This is a genomic window from Shewanella sp. Koi 1, from assembly GCF_052907445.1.
The window spans coordinates 1,273,991-1,292,626 of record NZ_JBREJM010000001.1 but is presented as its reverse complement, the minus strand read 5'-3'; the positions used below and the strand labels follow the sequence as shown (position 1 = coordinate 1,292,626).

The window sequence follows — 18,636 nt, the reverse complement described above, 5'->3', positions numbered from 1 at the left end:
CTCAAACCTACTTAAGTAGCTTGTGTTTAAGCAGTATGATGTCCCGCTGCGGAAAGCCATCGAGCGTCATCACTAAGCGGTTTGACTCCGGGATATAGGTCATGGAGCCAAAGCCGCTTAGGCTAGAGCGAGGAACCCTTAGGAGTGATGTCAGCTGATGACTACTCGCCTCCCAAAAATTCAGCCGCTGCTCGTTACCATTGCTCGATTTAAAATACACTCCGTGTGACGTAAGCACCCAGTTATTGCCCGCACGAAACACCTTCCCCGGGATAATCTCTTGCACCTGTTCGGGCTGCATGAGGTCAATCTGCCAGAGTCCATTCATTCCGTAGCGACTAAATACAAATTCGTTGGCCGATTTTGCAAAGCCCACCGCCATACTCAGCGGACTAATCACCTTAGGCGCACTATTGTCCAAATGGAATTCAGTGATGCCATCGCTGGTTGATGCCAACACCGCCGTCCCCAGCCAATTCCAGCTGGGGCGGCCATGATTGTGATAACTCGAGGCTAGGGCGGTAATGTTCTTATTGGTTAAATCTAAAATAAAAATACGATTACCTTCGTTGCGATCGTCGGGGGCGATAAAAGCAATTTTAGAACCATCGGGGGACCAACGCGGATAAGCGACACGCGACTTAAGCTGGGTGTGTTGCTCCAGCTTTTGCCCTTTGGCATCCGAAGTCCAAATCTCGTTATAGCCCGTATCGCTGGAGACAAATACTATCCGTTTCGCCTCAGGGGAATAATCGGGATTGCGGTGGCTAATGCCGGAATACAGCAGCGGAAACAAGCTGCCGGGCACGGATTCGCCGAGGGAAAAATACGCCATCTGGAATTGACGACGATACTGGTGATAAACCAGCTCGCCCTCATCGGATACGCTACTGGGATAGCTCATGCCCTCCACATCGAGTGGGCGAATATGGGCCGTTTCAATATCGATAGTAAAACCGTTGCGACTACCGGAATCTTCGGTGGCAAAAACCAGCGACTGGCTATCAGGCGTCCAACTCAAGCCGCGAATATCTTCTAACCCATGGGTTAAACGTGTTTCATTGGCACTGGCTAAGTCGCGAATAAAAATATCCTCAGAGATATTACTAAAGCGCCTCGCTATCGCGAGCCAGCGACCATCAGGGCTAAAGGCTAAATCTCTATCCTCATAATTACACTGGCTTTCGCAGGATAATCTTTCAGCCTTAGCGTCCGCATTTGCCAAAGCTAAACGGTAAATCCCCCCCACTTTATCCGCCTCGTGGGAGGAAATATAAGCAAGATATTGACCGTCGGGAGAAATATCTATGGCCGCCATATCGCTACTACAGGGCGCTAAGGCAAGGGTCTCGTTGGTCGCAAGAGTCAACTGAGTGATATGGCATTTCCCCGTGCCATGGATACGGGAGGCAAAAAACAACTTAGTATCATCTAAGCTCCACACTGCGCGAAGCTCTGCCGATGTGGAAGGCGTTAACTGGCGGGCGGGGACATCTTCACGTTTAAAATCTTTAAGATACAGACTGGATGTCACTCCGGGGCGACTCGCACCATACACAAGCCAACGTCTATCGTGGGACAACCTAGGGTAACGCTCAGAGCCCGGATCCCGCGTAAGCACTGTGATTTGGGTTTCCGTCATCCGCTGTTTATCTTGATACAGATGCACCCCCATAAAGAGACCGGCCACTAGCATGACCGCCCCCATCAGACTCGCCATCCAATACAGGCGTCGTGTGGTGAGCTGTAACTTCGCCTCTGTGGTCTGCAGTTTATCGTCATCAGTCTCATCGGCAATGTCATACACTGGCGGTAATAACAAGCGATAACCGGCTTTACGCACGGTTTCAATCACGCCGCCTTCAAGCTCGAGGGGCGATAATTGCTGACGTAAATGCCAAATGGCATTAGTGAGTGCCTTAGTGCCAACGTAAGCATTGCCTTCCCAGACTTTATCGATCAGCTCGTCACGGGTCACAACATGAGGATGACGCAGGGCGAGATAGCTAAGCACTTCAATAAACTTAGGTTGAAGTGACACCTTAGCCGATTCCTGTTGAGCACTTTCCTGCCCCTGCGTTTGAAATGAAATTGAGTTATCGGAAGGGTCAATGCGACAACTTCCTAAGCAAAAACTCAACTTACTCTTATCCTTCATTTTTTCTCACACCTGCGTTATTCATCTTTTTATGGTTAGGGTAATGAGTACAACATCTTGGCTAGATACTACCTAAGACTGAGCCTGGTTAGCAAACGAATGATTTAAACTAACTATTTAAAATTCAAAACATTAGCATGCAAAAAATCTAAAATAGAGATTTAAACAATATAGAAACGAGCCAAAGCCGATTGCGATCAAGCAACAGATTGATTACAACTGCATGACCAATAACAACATAAACCTCAACGTCTTACACCTGTTTACGAATGCGTAGTGCGGGCGTGAGTCACATCTTAGGGACCTAGATATGCTTCGCTTTGCCTTGATTTGCATCGGCATGATGTTGTGCCCGCTGTTTGCCCCCAAAATCTTAGCGCAGGACTACCAGAAACCGTCTCCCGCATTACAGCAAACCATCAGCCACAGTAGCAATCTCACGACTCGACTCTCAAACGATCATCAATGGCTGGCATTACTCAGCCCGATTTCGGCGCCGAGCATTGCCACGCTGGCCCAGCCAGAGCAAAAGTTGGCAGGATTACGTATCGCCGCCGAGCAATATTTACCGAGTCGCATCACCCAGCGCTACCACCAACTCAGGCTGATTAATATTCAAGACAAGCGGCAGCGGTTGATAAGCTTGCCCGGTGGCCACGATATCACCGAGCTGCAATTTTCCCCCGACAGTCGCTATCTCTCCTATGTGAGCCTAACGCCAGAGGGCGGTTACTTATATGTTTACAACCTCGCTCAAGATAGCCACAAGCGCCTGTCAGACAACCGATTGAATGGCACGATTAGCCTTGATTATCAGTGGGCTAACAATAGCAGTCTACTCGCTCGCTTTGTGTTAGCCTCCAATGCCAACACAAGCATGGCTCAGGCCGTTTACGCACCGAAAACCAAGGAAACCTCGGGCAAACAAAGCCCACAGCGTACCTATCAAGACTTATTGAAAACCAGCGCCGACAAACAACGCTTTAGCCAACTGACGACCAGTCAATTGGCCCGAGTGGATTTAGATGGCAAGCTCACAACTATCGCTGCGCCGGGTATTTTTGAGGATTTTTCGGTGTCTCCCGATGGGCGCTATATTTTAACCCATCAGCTCACCGAGCCCTTCTCAACCCAAGTAAAGTATTATGATTTTCCAACCTTAACAGAGATTTATAATCTTGATGGCCAACGTATAACGCAACTGCACCACAGCCAGAGTGGAGAATCAAAGCCCCAAGGAAGAGACTCTGTGCTCCCAGGCCCACGCCAGTTCCATTGGGTTCAAGGGCGAAGCGCAACCTTAGCCTTTACCGAGGCTCTAGATCAGGGCGATAGCCAGCAGGAGTCGCCGCTACGGGACAGTCTATGGCAACTCGATGCCCCCTTTGCCCAAAAGGCCAAACTCATCGCCAAAACCCCTTGGCGGATCATCGATATCGACTGGGCGGAATACAACATCGCCTTAGTGACCCAGCGCAATAGCAAAGCACAGTTACTGCGACTGAGTCGCCTAGACACCCGCCTTGGAGAAAGTAGCCTACAAACGTTGAACGAGCGTAATCTGCGCGATAAATATCAAGAGCTTGGAACATTCTCCAGAGAATATACCCAAGGTAAAGGGCATGTGATCCGCCTGCAGCAGGCGCAAACCGCTGGGCTTATTCACTACGGCCAAGGGGCATCGCCACAGGGGGATAAGCCTTTCTTAAAGCGCACTTCATTACTGACGGGTGAGTCGTCACTGCTTTGGCAATCGCCAGCCCAGCAATTAGAGTCGGTGCGCTACGTGCTCAATCTTGAGCCCTTACAGCTGATTATTAACCGTGAAAGCCCGACTGAAGCCCCAAGCCTTGTCTTAATCGATGGTGCTAAAGAAAGTGTGCTCTACCAACAGGCCGATGAACTGAGTGCCTATCGGGGAATGCAGAAAAAGCTTATCACCTACAAAAGAGCCGATGGCGTGCCCCTGTCTGGCACTCTCTACTTACCCGCTAATTACACCAAGGAGCAAGGCACCCTACCTGTGTTAATGTGGGCCTATCCGCGGGAATTTAACGATCCCGATGTCGCGGGCCAAATTAGCTTTAGCGCCAATCAATATCCCAGCATCAGCCCTAGAGGCCCAATCCCATTAGTCGCCGAAGGCTTTGCGGTATTTGATAAAGTCTCTATGCCCATCATCGCTCAAGGGGATAAGGAGCCCAATGACAGCTTTCGCGAGCAACTCGTTGCCAACGCACAGGCGGCTGTCGATACCTTGGTAGATTTAGGCATTGCCGATCGCAAACAAATCGCGGTGGGTGGGCATTCCTACGGAGCCTTTATGGTGGCAAACTTGCTCGCCCATACGGATTTGTTTTATGCAGGTATTGCCCGAAGCGGTGCCTATAATCGCAGTCTCACTCCTTTTGGGTTTCAAAATGAGGAGCGTTACTACTGGCAAGCCAATGATATTTATCAGCAAATGTCACCGTTTAATTACGCCGATAACATCAAATCACCTTTGCTATTAGTTCACGGTGAGATGGATCAAAACTCAGGCACTTTCCCGCTGCAATCTGAGCGTTTGTTCGATGCTATTCAAGGCCTTGGCGGTAAAGCAAGATTAGTTATCCTGCCATTTGAAGGACACAGTTATGCGGCTAAGGAATCCCTAGAACACTTGCTCTGGGAACAAAGCCAGTTCTTAAAGGCAAATCTGTCGTCCACGAACCTGTGAGCCAATAAGCTAAATAACGCTTAGCATTCCACATGTACATCCCATCAAAGGATTGGCGGCATAACAAGCTGCCAATCACTTAACAAGTTACTGCTATCAGTTATCCCTAAACGCTCGGTTCAATTTAAGAAAGTATCTACCCATCACTGATGCATTGAGCCTCTGTATCTTTAGCCTTTGTCTCTTAGAGCTTTTGACTCTTAGAGCTTTTGACTATTCCGCCGTTAGCCCGTTGACTTTATGCTCTGTCTTTCTCACTCAAAGCACCCGTAGAGCATTCGCCTATGTGAGGAGCTTATATGTAGCGCGCGAGCAAGGTTCTTGTGTTAAACGCCTTTATTAAGTGATTGTTTTAAAATATCAATCTGAACACCAGAGTTAAGAGTTTAAGTTAATTACCGTAGTCTAAAACCAGTAAAAGCTAAGTATCAGCCTCTCCAGTTTATGGCTTACTACGTGCACAAAACCTATTGCGATGAACTGATTACGATGAACTGATTGATATCCGCGTCTAACGGTGATTGGCAATAAAAAACCGCATGCAGGGAGCCACATGCGGTTGAGCAAACTTAAGTGGTTAGTATCAATTCAACGATATTAGAACTTAAGCTCTGCACCTAGGTAGGCATAGCGGCCAACACCACCGCCATAGGCGCTGCTGTAGTTACCATTACCCGTTTCGACTAAATCACCAGTATCGGCCACCCAAGGACCCTGATTGTCGAAAATATTACGCACACCGCCGTATAAACGTAATTCAGCCTGACTCACGTCCATAGTGTAAGACACCGACAAATCGTGGGTGATATACGAGCTGTAGAATAGGAATGCCGGCGTTTCTGGATTGGCTACCGCACTGGTATCGCCAGCATCGAGTTTGGCTTGGTTTTCGGCTTTCAGCACGTTCCACTCTTCAACTCTATCGTGGCTATCGACCATGGCGCTCTTATACTTAGCGCTCCAACGTACACGCCAATCATCATTGCTCCAGGTTAATGAAATGGCACCTCTGTCCTCAAAAATCCCGCTGGCAAGCTCACCCACGTAGTCATCTTCAACTAAACCATCGGCGCCGTAGTAGCTAGTGCTGAATTCCAACACATGGGTCCAATTCGTTTTTAAGCTGAGCTCACCGTAACCGTCTAATTGCCACTCGTAGGCCATGGCGATATCAACACCACGGGTGACAATGTCATTTAGGTTCTGTTCCTGTTGGATAACCTGGGTGATTTGCCCTTCAGTATCGCGGCTGATGACCTGACAGTACTCGTTATCGGCGCCATAGGGATTACTCGAGTTATAACATTCGGCCAGAATATCCTCGTTGCTTAGTGAACCAATGGCATCGGTAACTTTGATATCGTAATAATCGACCGCCAGATTAAAGCCTTCGAGGAAGGCTGGCGCCATGGTAAAGCCTAAGGTATAGGTATCCGCGGTTTCCTCGGTGAGGTTTTCATTACCGGCGTTCGGCGAATATTTAGAACCGCCCTCATCCTCAAAGATACCGTTAGTCGCAATTGCGGCAGCAATACCAGGGTCTTGGCGACAACTATCATGCCCCGCCCCTGTAGAGGTTGCTGTTACCCCATCACAAATATCGCGAATACTGTCGTAATCTCCACGGGGTGGAGAAATCAGCTCGGTAATATTCGGCGCACGTTGCGAGCGAGAGTAGTTAGCTCGTAGTGCATAGTTGGCAATAGGCTCCCACAGGATACCCGCGCGATAGCTCGACATTAGGTCGATGTTTTTCTGACTGTAATCGGCAAGACGCAATGACAAATCTAGGTCGAGCCTATTAGCAAAAGCCTCATCCCTTAACAAAGGAAGATTCGCTTCACCAAAGGCTTCCCATACCGTCACATCCCCTTCAAAGGGCGGCACATCGTTAAACGTTATCGCATCGCCACGCATCGCTTTATCGGTATCGACGGCTTGAGTATCACGGCGATATTCAACCCCGAATGCCGATTGCACGCCACCCGCGGGCAATTCAAACAATTCACCAGAGATAAATCCTAGAGCATTAAATTGTGTGATATCCGTATTGATATAGGGATTGGCGCGGATATAGTCCGCCCCTTCCTTACTGATTGAACCTTCACCAAAGATATTGACAGGAACACAACCCTCGGCCCTTGCCTCTTCACTGGCACATTGGATAGTCACACCATCGGCGGCGTATTCAGCATCCAGAGCATATTGCAGACGACGAATACTGATCTCATTGCTGCGACGCTGACGCTGTTCAAACTTACCGTAACCCAGTGAGGCATCCCAGGTCCAAGTTTCAAATAAGTTGCCCTGCAATCCCGCCCAAGTACGCAAAGTAGTACGCTCGTTATCGCTCTCAACGGGCCCAACTTCTTGGAAGCGACGATCCCAAGTGATGCTCTTGCCTGCTGTTGCAGCAATTTCGGCTGGCACATAAGGATTGTTTGGTGAAATACTGCCCGCAGCAATAGTGCCGGGAAGACCCGTTACAGGGTCGATATAGAGTTCAGTGTCGTTATAGTCTTGGCCTTCGGCATCGGTACGACGAAACGCATTATTGCGGCTAAACTGCACTTGCACATTCGCGCGCACATCGTCACTGAGGTCATAGTTCATTTTGACCGCCGCGGCCAAGGTATCCTCAGGGACCTTTAATAAACCTGTGGTGTAACCGTTATAACCATCGCGCTCTTCTTTAAAATCGGTTTTAAGCTCAGTGCCATCGTACCACCAAGAGTTTGATTTAAAGCGGCCACCGACGATGTCATTGCTGCGCTCACGCCAATCGTCTCGGGTAATATCGCGCATACACTGGTCGCCATCGACAGTGTTCATGGCATTACACATTTGCTTTTCATCGTAGGCAAAACTTGACTCGTACAGGGCTCTTTCCCTGTCGGTCGCAAATAACCCATGTTGCTTATCGTAAGTCGCACTGGCGAAGATATAACCTTTATCACCATTAAAATCAGTGCCATAACCTACATCGACTGTGGTTTCACGACCACCACCTTCGGTGGTTTCGCCGCCACGGGCGTTAATCTCAAAGCCCGTCTTGTTCTGTTGAGTGATAATGTTCACCACCCCAGCAATCGCATCGGAACCATAAACAGCCGACGCCCCACCGGTAATGATTTCGACCTTATCGACCATAGCGGCAGGAATGGTGCTTAAGCTGACATAGTTACCGCTATAACTGTTTGATACTACGCGGCGACCATCGATCAAGGTCAGGGTGCGGTCTGTTCCTAGGTTACGTAAATCAATGGTTGAAAGACCCGTATTTTGCACGCTCGATTGGCTATTTGTACTGCTAACGCCTTCTGCTAATGCAGGAATTTGGTCAACTAGAATATCCGCCAATGATCCAATACCGCTATCGGCGATATCTTTCGCATCTAAACCCTGCAGTGGAGTGCTAAGTGAAAAGCTGTCACGCTTAATCCGCGAGCCCGTGACTGTCACTTTTTCGATGCTTTCTTGTTTATCCGCTACCTCGACTTCAACCCGATTAGCGCTTTCATTCACCGCATTCACTTCAATCGTATCGGCAGCCCATGCTACCGAAGGAGCAATGCCAAACATCGAAGCTTGGATTGCCAAGGTCAATAATTTCTTCTTCATCCTTCCCACCTTCACTTTTACAGCGCAAGCCATTCTTGTTGTTATTTGGAGCTGTTACTTGTTATCGCCAAAAGTGCATTTATCGCTGCGATGTATCGTCAAACCCGTAGGCTTGCCAATCAGCAACAGCAAGAAAACACAATTAACATTTCAGCAACCAAAACGTTGTACTTTGCCGAGTGAAGGGCGGCAACGATATGCCACTCGTTTCTTTGCCCGTTTTATATCTATTAAATATCTATTCTTTAAATTTCAGTATATTAGCCACATAAAAAGAGAATAAACCGACTATTGAATCCTCAAAAAACATCGCAGAAAAATCCCCCATACCAACTGTTTTTCATCAATACGACCTTGGTAAATAACCAACTAAAATGACGAATGTGCCCAAAATAAGCCGCTCATTGGCGCATTAAGCCACGTATCAAAAATGCACAATGTAAAAATCCATCTATGCTTGATCACAGTTGTGTCATCTAAACTCGCTAAAGTGATTGTTAACTAAGCAGTAAATACACAACCGACTCACTGTCAGGGCCGTACAAGGCCTGCACACTCTGGGCGCGCAAACATATCAATTAAGGGAATGGTTATTTATCTAGCTCAACTTAACCAGCAAGATAAACAAAGGTTTATGCCAAGAATGCGATGCGCATGTCGGCATAAATCGACTGAATAGGAAATCAATCAATGAATATGTCACAAAAAATGGCGGCAGAATTTTTGGGCACTCTTTGGCTCGTTCTAGGCGGCTGCGGCAGCGCAGTGCTGGCGGCAGCCTTTCCAGAAGTAGGGATAGGCTTACTCGGGGTGTCGTTAGCCTTTGGTTTAACGGTTCTGACGATGGCGTTCGCCATTGGTCATATTTCAGGTTGCCACTTAAACCCCGCCGTATCCTTTGGACTCTGGGCTGGCGGGCGTTTTCCGGCATCGGAACTGCTGCCTTATATCATTGCCCAAGTGGCGGGCGGTATTTTCGGTGCGGGCGTATTGTACGCAATAGCCTCAGGGCAAGAAGGTTTTAGTCTCGCGGCGGGCTTTGCTTCTAACGGCTTTGGCGAACATTCGCCCGGCGGTTACAGCATGATGTCGGTGTTGATCTGCGAAATCGTGATGACCTTGTTCTTTTTATTGGTGATTTTAGGGGCGACCGACGAGCGAGCACCTAAAGGCTTTGCGCCTATCGCGATTGGTCTGTGTTTAACTCTTATCCACTTGATCAGCATTCCCGTGTCAAACACCTCGGTCAATCCGGCCCGCAGTACTGGCCCTGCGCTGTTTGTCGGCGATTGGGCCGTATCGCAACTGTGGATTTTTTGGGTCGCTCCTATCCTTGGTGCCATTCTCGCCGGCGTGATTTACCGTTATTTCAACGCAGCTAAGTAATTCCCCCGCTAGCAACAGCGCCCTCGCGGCGCTGTTGTGCTTTTTCAAACCCCGCTCTAATGTTACCATCTTGCCAACTGGTGAGTTTTGCTGTGCTGACGCTATACATGAGTCGCACGACAGGCTTCGCCCTATTCACGCATAAGAGATATTTTCATGAGCAAGACTGTTAAAACCTTTGCAGAAGCCGCTGGCATGACTCCAGAAGGTCGTTACGATTACCTCGTTGAACAAGTTAAACAACACAAAGTGTTATGGACGCTACAGGACCAAGATGGTTGTGTCATGCTGACCACTGAAGATGAAGATTGCATCCCAATGTGGCCAACCGAAGAAGCGGCCGAGTCTTGGGCAGTCGATGACTGGAGCGAATGCCAAACCTTAGCGATTCCCTATGATGAATGGCATGAAAGATGGGTTCCTGGCATGGAAGACGACGATCTGTTTGTTGCCGTATTCCCAGTACAGGATGACTTAGGTGTGGTAATTCCACCCTATGAATTAGATCAACGTTTAGTCACTAAACAAAGCCACTAATCAATAAGGGCAAACTGCAATGTCGCTGAGCGAGCAAGAATCCTCTTTGGCAACTCAGGCTACGCCGCCCTTGGCAAAAGCCCGTTTACCTAAACGCTTAACTGCCTTGCTGTTACTCTATATTGCAGCATCGGTAAGCGGCTTAATTGCCAAACAAGGGGTGCTTTTCTGCCTGTTAACCCTATTGATGGTGCTCGGGATTATCGGTCGCCAAAAGGCAGGGCTAATTATGTTAAGGGGTTACACCTTAGTGCAGTTGGCGCTAGTCAGCATGTTACCAGTGATCCTTTATGATCCTGACAATCTCGTGGCTGGGCCAACCACAGTGCACCTTGGCGAGTGGCAAGAAAAGCTCCCCGATTACGTGATTTTTATCGTGTTGATTGTTTTATCTTTATTGCAGGTGTGGGTGGCATTCGATAAGAAAGTAAAAGCTTGGTTTAAACCCAAACTTAATCTGAATATTATGAATTAACTCCAAGGCAAGACGATTACGCCTTACTTTGCCAGTACTTGCAACACTGGAAAGACCAACAAAAAAGCCGTCATCTCGACGGCTTTTTTATCTTCTATATCAGTTCACTACATGCGTAGAACAAACTTAAACGGAGAAACTTGCACCACAACCACAAGTCGTTGTCGCATTCGGGTTCTTCACAAAGAAACGTGAACCTTCGAGGCCAGAAGTGTAATCCACTTCACCGCCAACGAGGTATTGTAAGCTCATGGGATCGACGACCAATTGGACGCCTTGCTTCTCAACGGTGAAGTCGCCTTCGTTGACCTTTTCATCAAAGGTAAAGCCGTACTGAAATCCAGAACAACCACCACCCGTCACGTACACACGTAGTTTAAGTGCAGGATTTTGCTCTTCTTCCAACAAGCCCTTTACCTTAGCGGCTGCCGCATCGGTAAATTTGATAGGCATTGCTGCGTCAGCTTGATCAGTCATTACTACCTCTTACATCAGTTTTCTGGGGCAAATTATCCGTTACCTGACTATTTTGTTCAAGTATTACCCGCGGTTCTTTTTCACCCTGTAAAAGCTCAGGGACACTATAGACATGTTCTGTCTGTGAATTTTTGGTCCAGCGGCTCGAAGGCACCACAACTTTGACTTTAACCTGCACTAGGTTAAATCCCACAGGCACACTCACTTTGGTATCTATGACCTGAAAATAGCGAAAATCAAACTCGAGCTTAGAACCCGTGAGTTTGTTCACACTTAACTCAACAGATTTTCCGTCTTGCACGCCAATGAGGGTGATTTCGGTACGACCTTGAATCGCCTGCTTACGTTTTTGCAGTTGAGTCAAAATCAGTTTTAAATTGTATTCATCCGCCAAGGCACCTGCAGTCATTTCTAAACCGTGAATGGCCACCCCTTCGGCATTGTCATCCGGCGACATGATACTGCGATAAAAGGCTAATTCGCGTTCTAACTCTTTTTGCTTTTTCATCTGCTGCGCAAACATATCCTGCATTTGCACATTGGCTTCACGCTCGACAGATAATTCTAAATTACGTGTCGCAAGTTCCTGGGTTTGCGCCTCAAGTTCCGCGGTGACACGTTGCAGTTTACCGCCGCCAATATGCTTTACGACGGGCTCGTCACTGTTGAGCACAATAAAGCTTACCCAAGCGCCTAACAGAAATGCCACTAAGACTAAGGACAATAAATACTTGGTCGATGGACGATACTTTAGATCCATGACTTGCAGCCGATCTAGCCAACGATGATAATTTGGCATTAGGTAACAGCCCCTTATATAAAATACAATCAACTCAAGAACGAGTTCGATACAATACAACTCAGGCCAATGCAGTGCAATTAACGATAAATAAAGCCGCGATTCAAGACGCCATCAGCACAGCTAAAAAGTACTTAACTAACGAGCTGCGTGATCATTTATCCCAAGCCAAGATCAGTGCGCAGTTGTGCTTACTGGCCTTGCTATTCGCCATCTTCGCCTCCTGCGTGATCCTGTTGTTTCGACTCTTGCTCCTGTGGGCGAACCATTACACCCAAATCGAGACGCTGGATTTTACGGGTAACATCGCCGACTGGCGAGCACTGTTGCCACTTTTTGGCGCCTTGTTGATCTGGATTGTCGCCAAACTCGGCTCCAAACGTTACAAGCGCATGGGGATTGCCTATGTATTACATAGGGTTAAATTGCACTATGGCAAAATTCCACTGCAATCTGCTGCGGGGCAATTTTTTCAGGCGCTGTTTGCCTTAGGAACTAATTTCTCGGTGGGGCGCGAAGGCCCCGCCATTCACCTCGGCGCCGTGAGTGCCAGTGTTTTAGCCGAAAAATTTAATCTTCCCGATAATAGCGTGCGGATTATGTGCGCCAGCGGGATTGCCGCAGGGATAGCCGCCACCTTTAACGCCCCGCTCGCGGCAGTAATATTTGTACTCGAAGTGATAGTGCGCGAGTACAAGGTGCATTACTTCTTCCCCATAATGCTGTCCGCCATTTGTGGTGCGGTTTCCAGCCAGCTGGTTTTTGGTAATGTGCACGAGTTTGACCGTATTCAGGTGATCCATATTCCATTAGATCACTATCCCATTTTAGCCTTGGGCGGTATTGCACTGGGCTGCGCAGCCGCCTTCTTCAATTTCGCCCTCCTTAAAGTCACCGCCACCGGACAAAACTGGCCACTGATTTATCGACTATTATTGGCGGGCAGTATCACTACGCTGATTGGCTTAATCTTGCCGCAAGCCCTCGGCACTGGGGATTTAGCGATCAGTGAAGCCATTAGCGAACACCCCAGTTTATTGCTACTCATCGCCCTGCTTGCGGCCAAGATTATCGCCACCATAGCGGCAATCGGACTTGGTATCCCTGGCGGTTTGATTGGTCCACTCTATGGCATCGGCGCCTTGATCGGCGCAATTTTAGCTTTAGTTAGCGCCATTCTATTCCCTTCGATTGCACCTTACGTTGGCCTCTATACGGTTATCGGCATGACGGCGATGATGGGCGTTTGCCTCAGTGCGCCGCTCGCTGCCCTAGTAGCGCTGCTTGAGATGACCAACGATGCCAGTATCATTCTGCCAGCAATGTTTGTGACGATTCCCGCCTTCTTGATTGCCTATCAAGGATTTAAAACCAACTCTATCTTCTTCAAGCAGCTAGAGATTATGGGTTTAGGTTATAAAGTCGCCCCTGTGAATTTGGCGCTACAGAAAAAAGGCGTGCGCGCCCTGATGGATAAGCGTTTTGTTATCGTCAACAACAACGACGAGCTGCTGCTCGAAGTGTTAAAACGCGCCGAAGGTCGCCCAGTGTTAGTACGCAACGCCGATGGGGTGATCGAAATGCTCAGTCTCGAGATGCAATCCTACGATGACAACATCACTCTCTCGCGCCATCCGATGCAGGGGCTGAGTGACACTAAAACCCTCGATGAGGTGTATAACTTGTTGTCGCCCAAACGCAGCGGTGAGGTGTTTATCTATCAAGACACCCCAGACAATGTGGTGGGGGTGGTCAGTTGGTCGAACCTACAGCAAGAAATTCGCTCCGGCCAAGTCTAAGCCCTGCGAAGATGGGCTTTGATTCACAAAATCCTGTATTAGCAGCCTAAAAAATCTATACGAGGGGGCGGCGACTATTTCGCTGCCCCAGTGCATCTGTTACAATCGCGCCTCAGCCACCCTACATATACACCAGGGCACAAAGCGCAACCTTGCACTTTAACGCCCCCTAGCAATTGGAAAACAGGCTGATGAACCAGTTCGAAGGATCTCATATCCTCTCCGTAAACCAGTTAGATCTTGATTCAATCCAAACTATTTTTAATGTTGCCAATCGTATGATGCCCTATGCACTTCGTGAGAAGCGCACTAAGGTGCTCGAAGGCGCCATTTTAGGTAACCTGTTTTTCGAGCCTAGTACCCGTACCCGCGTGAGTTTTGGCTGTGCCTTTAACTTACTCGGCGGCCATGTGCGTGAAACCACAGGCATGGCCTCTTCGTCCTTATCTAAGGGCGAGTCACTGTACGATACCGCACGTGTACTCTCGACCTATTCCGATGTGATTGCGATGCGCCACCCAGACTCTTATTCAGTAAAAGAGTTTGCCGAAGGTAGCCGCGTTCCGGTGATCAACGGTGGTGATGGTTCGAACGAGCACCCGACTCAAGCCCTGCTCGATTTGTTCACCATTCAAAAAGAGTTAGGCCATGCAGGCCGCGGTATCGATGGCATGCATATCGCCATGGTCGGCGACTTAAAATTTGGTCGTACCGTTCATTCTCTGTCGCGCCTACTGTGCATGTACAAGAACATCAGCTTCACACTGATTTCGCCTGCTGAATTAGCAATGCCTGACTATGTGATCTCCGACATTGAAAATGCTGGCCATAGCATCAAAATAACAGACCAGCTTGAAGGCCACTTAGATAAAGCCGACATTCTTTATCTGACCCGCATTCAAGAAGAGCGCTTCCCATCCCAGGAAGAAGCGAACAAATACCGCGGTAAATTCCGTTTGAATCGCAGTATTTATACCCAACATTGCAAATCTAACACTGTGATCATGCACCCGCTGCCACGGGATTCGCGTGCGCAAGCTAATGAGTTAGATAATGATTTGAACAGCCATCCTAATCTCGCTATCTTCAGACAGGCGGACAATGGACTGCTAATTCGTATGGCACTGTTTGCATTGACACTCGGGGTTGACTCGCAACTCGAAAAATATGAGTGTCCCGTTAATTGGTATTCACGTAAAGCCGATCGCTAATCGGCTACTTACTTTAAGGACTTAACATGACCCGTTCCGAAGCGCTATTTGAACAGGCTAAAAAAACCATCCCCGGCGGTGTTAACTCTCCGGTTCGTGCATTTAACGGTGTAGGTGGTTCGCCGCTGTTTATTGAAAAAGCCGATGGCGCTTATATTTACGATGCCGATGGTAAAGCTTATATCGACTATGTTGGCTCTTGGGGCCCGATGATCCTCGGCCACAACCATCCAAAGATCCGTGAAGCCGTATTAGCTGCGGTGCACAATGGCCTGTCTTTTGGTGCGCCGACCGAGCTTGAAGTGCAAATGGCCGAGAAAGTCATCGCCATGGTGCCTTCTATCGAGCAAGTGCGTATGGTGAGCTCAGGCACTGAAGCCACCATGAGTGCGATTCGCTTAGCGCGCGGTTTTACCAATCGTGACAAGATCTTAAAGTTTGAAGGCTGCTACCATGGCCACGCTGACTGCCTATTGGTTAAAGCTGGTTCTGGTGCTTTAACCTTGGGTCAACCAAGCTCTCCAGGTATTCCTGAAGATTTCGCTAAGCACACCTTAACTGCTGTGTATAACGATCTCGATTCTGTTCGTACGTTGTTCGAGCAATATCCAACTGAGATTGCATGTATCATCATCGAGCCTGTGGCAGGCAACATGAACTGTATCCCACCTATCCCAGGCTTCCTCGAAGGTCTGCGCACTATGTGTGATGAGTTCGGTGCGCTGCTCATTATCGACGAAGTGATGACAGGTTTCCGTGTATCTCGAAGCGGTGCACAAGGCCACTATGGCGTTACTCCAGACTTAACCACACTGGGTAAAGTGATTGGCGGCGGCATGCCTGTGGGTGCATTTGGTGGCCGTAAAGAAGTGATGCAGTTTATCGCTCCGACGGGTCCTGTGTACCAAGCGGGTACCCTGTCAGGTAACCCCATTGCAATGTCAGCAGGTCTGGCACAAATGGAAGCCCTGTGTGAAGAAGGTCTATACGAAGCGCTGAGCGCGAAAACCAAACGTATCGCCGAAGGCTTTAAAGCGGCGGCCGACAAACACGGCATCCCAATGGCCATCAACTATGTCGGCGGCATGTTCGGCTTCTTCTTTACTGAACAAGAGCAGATCACGCGCTTCGACCAAGTGACTAAGTGCAATATCGAACACTTCCGCACTTTCTATCACGGCATGTTAGATGAAGGTGTTTACTTAGCACCGAGTGCCTATGAAGCAGGCTTCCTGTCGATGGCCCATGGTGAAGAAGAACTGCGCCTCACGCTAGAAGCGGCGGACCGCGTATTAGCTCGTATGAAAGCGGCAATGTAAGCGATAGCTTAAATACTAAGACACTAAGGGACGCATTTGCGTCCCTTTTTATTGCTTGGCGGTTGCGTCGGCTATTGCATGATGAGCCTTGGCCCCATCAATAGCTATCAGACCGTTTAGAGCCTAAAGCTGATTTAAATACCACCGCCGCGACGAGGACCTGTAAGGTCAAAGTGATATGGTCAACCATCAGGCTAGGATTATGTAATATTCCCAATGCGATCAGCTGCTTGCCACTATATGTTAACCATACTAAAGAGCCTAATAACATCAGACTGCGGAGCACAAATGTCATTTTGCGTTATCCTTAAAATACAACATCCAGTGTCTTAACTACTAAAGTGGCACAAGATACAGCTCACTTTCTGTCCAGTCAATATTTTGACCTGGTCATTTTTGTGACACAACTAAAGAATTCCGCACTCAGCACCCTAAACAGCACAAAATCCGATCCTTCACCTCTGTCACTGCATTTTCACGCAATATTTGCTTCATAAAGAAAAATTAATTGCGGGATCGGCAAAATAACTGCTTAGACTTTAATCGTAGATCTTACTTTACAGTCCTCCGCCAATCTCGAGCAAACAAGATAATTAACTGCTCATTAAAAATAAAACAGTGTTTAACGCTAAAAAACAATCGTTTTCACTGAGACCAATATCACAAAATGACGCAAATCCGAGTTACAGCTAACAGTTGCGTTATTCACCCCATTATGTTCTGATCCGCACGCATTAACACGGCAAGCTTAATTTAGCCTTGATAATGCCACTCAATAGCTCGCCTTTGGCTTGCCACGACATTAAAACAGCAGTTGGAATTGCAGTTATGTTATATACCTTTCTGATCATACTGGCGGTGCTCGCATTGCTCAGTATTATTTTCGAAGAAGTCACCCACCTTAATAAAGCAAAAACCACCTTATTCTTTGGCTGTATTTCTTGGGTAGCACTGTTTATGGCTGCCGGAGACGCCAACCATGAGAAATTGGTTGCCCATCAACTCAATGAAAACTTGCTCGAAATTGCCACCCTGTGGCTGTTTTTGATGTCGACAATGACCTTTGTGGCCTATCTAAACGCCAAAGGTATGATCCAAATTATGGTGCAGAAGCTGTTCCCGCAGAAGGTTTCTGTGCGTTTGTTAATGATCCAAGTGGCCTTATTCGCGCTTATCCTGTCGGCTTTCTGTGATAACGTCACCGCGACCTTAGTGTCTTTAGGCTTGTTAACGACCTTTAAGCTCGAAAAGCAAATGCGCCGCAGAATGGCTGTGTTGATTATTTTCGCCGTGAACTCTGGCGGTGTTGCCCTGATCACCGGCGACGTTACCACCTTGATGATCTTCTTAGGCGGCCACGTACATATCTCCGAACTGTTGATGCTGTTTATCCCATCTGCCGTGAGTGTGATTTTACTGGCGACGTTGTTCTCATTAAAGGCTGAAGGCGTGGTGACTACCACCCCGATTAAGCACAGCTATCAAACCGTGGATCTGCTGATTGCCTTAGTGTTCTTCTGCACGATTCTGATGACCATGCTGCTGAACATTCTATTTGGTATTCCACCGGTACTGACCTTCTTAACCGGTCTGTCGATTATGTTCCTTATCGGCCACACGACCCGCAGTGATAAAGAAGAAATCAAGATCCTCGAATATATTCGCCAAGTCGAATACGACACCCTTTTGTTCTTCTTAGGGATTTTACTGCTGGTTGGTATGCTTAAAGAAATCGGCACCTTAGATATGCTGACCGAAGCTTACAGCCTGTTTAATCCAAACATCTCTAACTTCGTTACAGGTATGGGTTCAGCCCTGATCGATAACGTGCCATTGACGGCTGCGCTGCTTAAAGCAGAGCCAGTACTCAACACCCCAGAATGGTTAGGGTTAACCTACAGTGTGGGCGTGGGGGGGTCATTGTTAGTGATTGGTTCGGCTGCGGGTATCGTCGCCATGAGCAAAGTAAAAGAACTGACTTTCGTAAGCTATCTGAAATATGTGCCAGCTCTGTTCCTGTGCTACAGCATTGGTTACGCCCTGACCTTATTCCTGGCGTACAATTTCTTTGCTTAACCTTTGATTTTAAGCGATAAAAAAGGCGCCATTCGGCGCCTTTTTTGTTTGCTACAGCA

13 protein-coding genes are annotated in these 18,636 nt (G+C 48.1%); 8 read left to right on the top strand and 5 right to left on the bottom strand.

What is annotated here, in order from left to right; all coding sequences use genetic code 11:
• Positions 1 to 7 precede the first annotated feature (7 nt).
• Positions 8 to 2,158: a winged helix-turn-helix domain-containing protein gene (locus ACUZ8J_RS05745; RefSeq protein ID WP_446693322.1), complete on the bottom strand. Its 2,151-nt coding sequence runs from the start codon at positions 2,156 to 2,158 to the stop codon at positions 8 to 10.
• A 310-nt stretch (positions 2,159 to 2,468) separates the two neighbouring features.
• On the opposite strand from ACUZ8J_RS05745, the gene ACUZ8J_RS05740 reads away from it, so the two are divergent.
• Entirely contained in the window at positions 2,469 to 4,877 is a 2,409-nt protein-coding gene (locus tag ACUZ8J_RS05740) for a prolyl oligopeptidase family serine peptidase (RefSeq protein WP_446693321.1), read from the top strand.
• 597 nt (positions 4,878 to 5,474) lie between these two features.
• Here ACUZ8J_RS05740 and ACUZ8J_RS05735 read toward each other — a convergent pair.
• The gene (locus ACUZ8J_RS05735; protein ID WP_446693320.1) at positions 5,475 to 8,498 is read right to left on the bottom strand and encodes a TonB-dependent receptor plug domain-containing protein; all 3,024 of its coding nucleotides are present in this window, start codon (positions 8,496 to 8,498) and stop codon (positions 5,475 to 5,477) included.
• A gap of 690 nt (positions 8,499 to 9,188) precedes the next feature.
• On the opposite strand from ACUZ8J_RS05735, the gene aqpZ reads away from it, so the two are divergent.
• From aqpZ to ACUZ8J_RS05720, 3 genes are all read left to right on the top strand, one after another.
• Entirely contained in the window at positions 9,189 to 9,884 is a 696-nt protein-coding gene (gene aqpZ / locus ACUZ8J_RS05730; RefSeq protein WP_446693319.1) for an aquaporin Z, read from the top strand.
• 156 nt (positions 9,885 to 10,040) lie between these two features.
• The gene (locus ACUZ8J_RS05725) at positions 10,041 to 10,421 is read left to right on the top strand and encodes a DUF2750 domain-containing protein (RefSeq protein ID WP_011626909.1); all 381 of its coding nucleotides are present in this window, start codon (positions 10,041 to 10,043) and stop codon (positions 10,419 to 10,421) included.
• A gap of 19 nt (positions 10,422 to 10,440) precedes the next feature.
• Positions 10,441 to 10,896 (top strand): hypothetical protein, encoded by a 456-nt coding sequence (locus ACUZ8J_RS05720; protein WP_446693318.1) that lies wholly within the window; start codon positions 10,441 to 10,443, stop codon positions 10,894 to 10,896.
• A gap of 126 nt (positions 10,897 to 11,022) precedes the next feature.
• On the opposite strand, the gene erpA is transcribed toward ACUZ8J_RS05720, so the two are convergent.
• On the bottom strand, positions 11,023 to 11,373 hold the full coding sequence (gene erpA / locus ACUZ8J_RS05715; RefSeq protein ID WP_011623639.1) for an iron-sulfur cluster insertion protein ErpA: 351 nt from the start codon (positions 11,371 to 11,373) through the stop codon (positions 11,023 to 11,025).
• Positions 11,366 to 12,172 (bottom strand): DUF6776 family protein, encoded by an 807-nt coding sequence (locus tag ACUZ8J_RS05710; RefSeq protein ID WP_446693317.1) that lies wholly within the window; start codon positions 12,170 to 12,172, stop codon positions 11,366 to 11,368. The genes erpA and ACUZ8J_RS05710 overlap by 8 nt, the downstream gene beginning before the upstream one ends.
• Positions 12,173 to 12,246: 74 nt before the next feature.
• Here ACUZ8J_RS05710 and ACUZ8J_RS05705 point away from each other — a divergent pair, with 74 nt between their 5' ends.
• The 3 genes from ACUZ8J_RS05705 to hemL all read left to right on the top strand — a co-directional run bounded on the left by ACUZ8J_RS05705 (position 12,247) and on the right by hemL (position 16,501).
• Positions 12,247 to 13,971: a chloride channel protein gene (locus tag ACUZ8J_RS05705; RefSeq protein WP_374918533.1), complete on the top strand. Its 1,725-nt coding sequence runs from the start codon at positions 12,247 to 12,249 to the stop codon at positions 13,969 to 13,971.
• 191 nt (positions 13,972 to 14,162) lie between these two features.
• Positions 14,163 to 15,182, top strand: a complete 1,020-nt coding sequence (locus tag ACUZ8J_RS05700) for an aspartate carbamoyltransferase (protein ID WP_088210475.1) — start codon at positions 14,163 to 14,165, stop codon at positions 15,180 to 15,182.
• 26 nt (positions 15,183 to 15,208) lie between these two features.
• The gene (hemL, locus tag ACUZ8J_RS05695; protein WP_089067246.1) at positions 15,209 to 16,501 is read left to right on the top strand and encodes a glutamate-1-semialdehyde 2,1-aminomutase; all 1,293 of its coding nucleotides are present in this window, start codon (positions 15,209 to 15,211) and stop codon (positions 16,499 to 16,501) included.
• A 97-nt stretch (positions 16,502 to 16,598) separates the two neighbouring features.
• Here the strand turns inward: hemL and ACUZ8J_RS05690 are convergent, their stop codons facing one another.
• Positions 16,599 to 16,796: a hypothetical protein gene (locus ACUZ8J_RS05690; protein WP_011717913.1), complete on the bottom strand. Its 198-nt coding sequence runs from the start codon at positions 16,794 to 16,796 to the stop codon at positions 16,599 to 16,601.
• A 533-nt stretch (positions 16,797 to 17,329) separates the two neighbouring features.
• Between ACUZ8J_RS05690 and nhaD the strand changes: the two genes are divergently transcribed.
• Positions 17,330 to 18,577 (top strand): sodium:proton antiporter NhaD, encoded by a 1,248-nt coding sequence (gene nhaD, locus ACUZ8J_RS05685; protein ID WP_086903117.1) that lies wholly within the window; start codon positions 17,330 to 17,332, stop codon positions 18,575 to 18,577.
• Positions 18,578 to 18,636 lie beyond the last annotated feature (59 nt).

Coding starts and splice junctions, on each gene's coding strand:
- ACUZ8J_RS05745 (WP_446693322.1), bottom strand. CDS start 2,158: ATGAAGGATAAGAGTAAGTTGAGTTTTTGCTTAGGAAGTTGTCGCATT.
- ACUZ8J_RS05740 (WP_446693321.1), top strand. CDS start 2,469: ATGCTTCGCTTTGCCTTGATTTGCATCGGCATGATGTTGTGCCCGCTG.
- ACUZ8J_RS05735 (WP_446693320.1), bottom strand. CDS start 8,498: ATGAAGAAGAAATTATTGACCTTGGCAATCCAAGCTTCGATGTTTGGC.
- aqpZ (WP_446693319.1), top strand. CDS start 9,189: ATGAATATGTCACAAAAAATGGCGGCAGAATTTTTGGGCACTCTTTGG.
- ACUZ8J_RS05725 (WP_011626909.1), top strand. CDS start 10,041: ATGAGCAAGACTGTTAAAACCTTTGCAGAAGCCGCTGGCATGACTCCA.
- ACUZ8J_RS05720 (WP_446693318.1), top strand. CDS start 10,441: ATGTCGCTGAGCGAGCAAGAATCCTCTTTGGCAACTCAGGCTACGCCG.
- erpA (WP_011623639.1), bottom strand. CDS start 11,373: ATGACTGATCAAGCTGACGCAGCAATGCCTATCAAATTTACCGATGCG.
- ACUZ8J_RS05710 (WP_446693317.1), bottom strand. CDS start 12,172: ATGCCAAATTATCATCGTTGGCTAGATCGGCTGCAAGTCATGGATCTA.
- ACUZ8J_RS05700 (WP_088210475.1), top strand. CDS start 14,163: ATGAACCAGTTCGAAGGATCTCATATCCTCTCCGTAAACCAGTTAGAT.
- hemL (WP_089067246.1), top strand. CDS start 15,209: ATGACCCGTTCCGAAGCGCTATTTGAACAGGCTAAAAAAACCATCCCC.
- ACUZ8J_RS05690 (WP_011717913.1), bottom strand. CDS start 16,796: ATGACATTTGTGCTCCGCAGTCTGATGTTATTAGGCTCTTTAGTATGG.
- nhaD (WP_086903117.1), top strand. CDS start 17,330: ATGTTATATACCTTTCTGATCATACTGGCGGTGCTCGCATTGCTCAGT.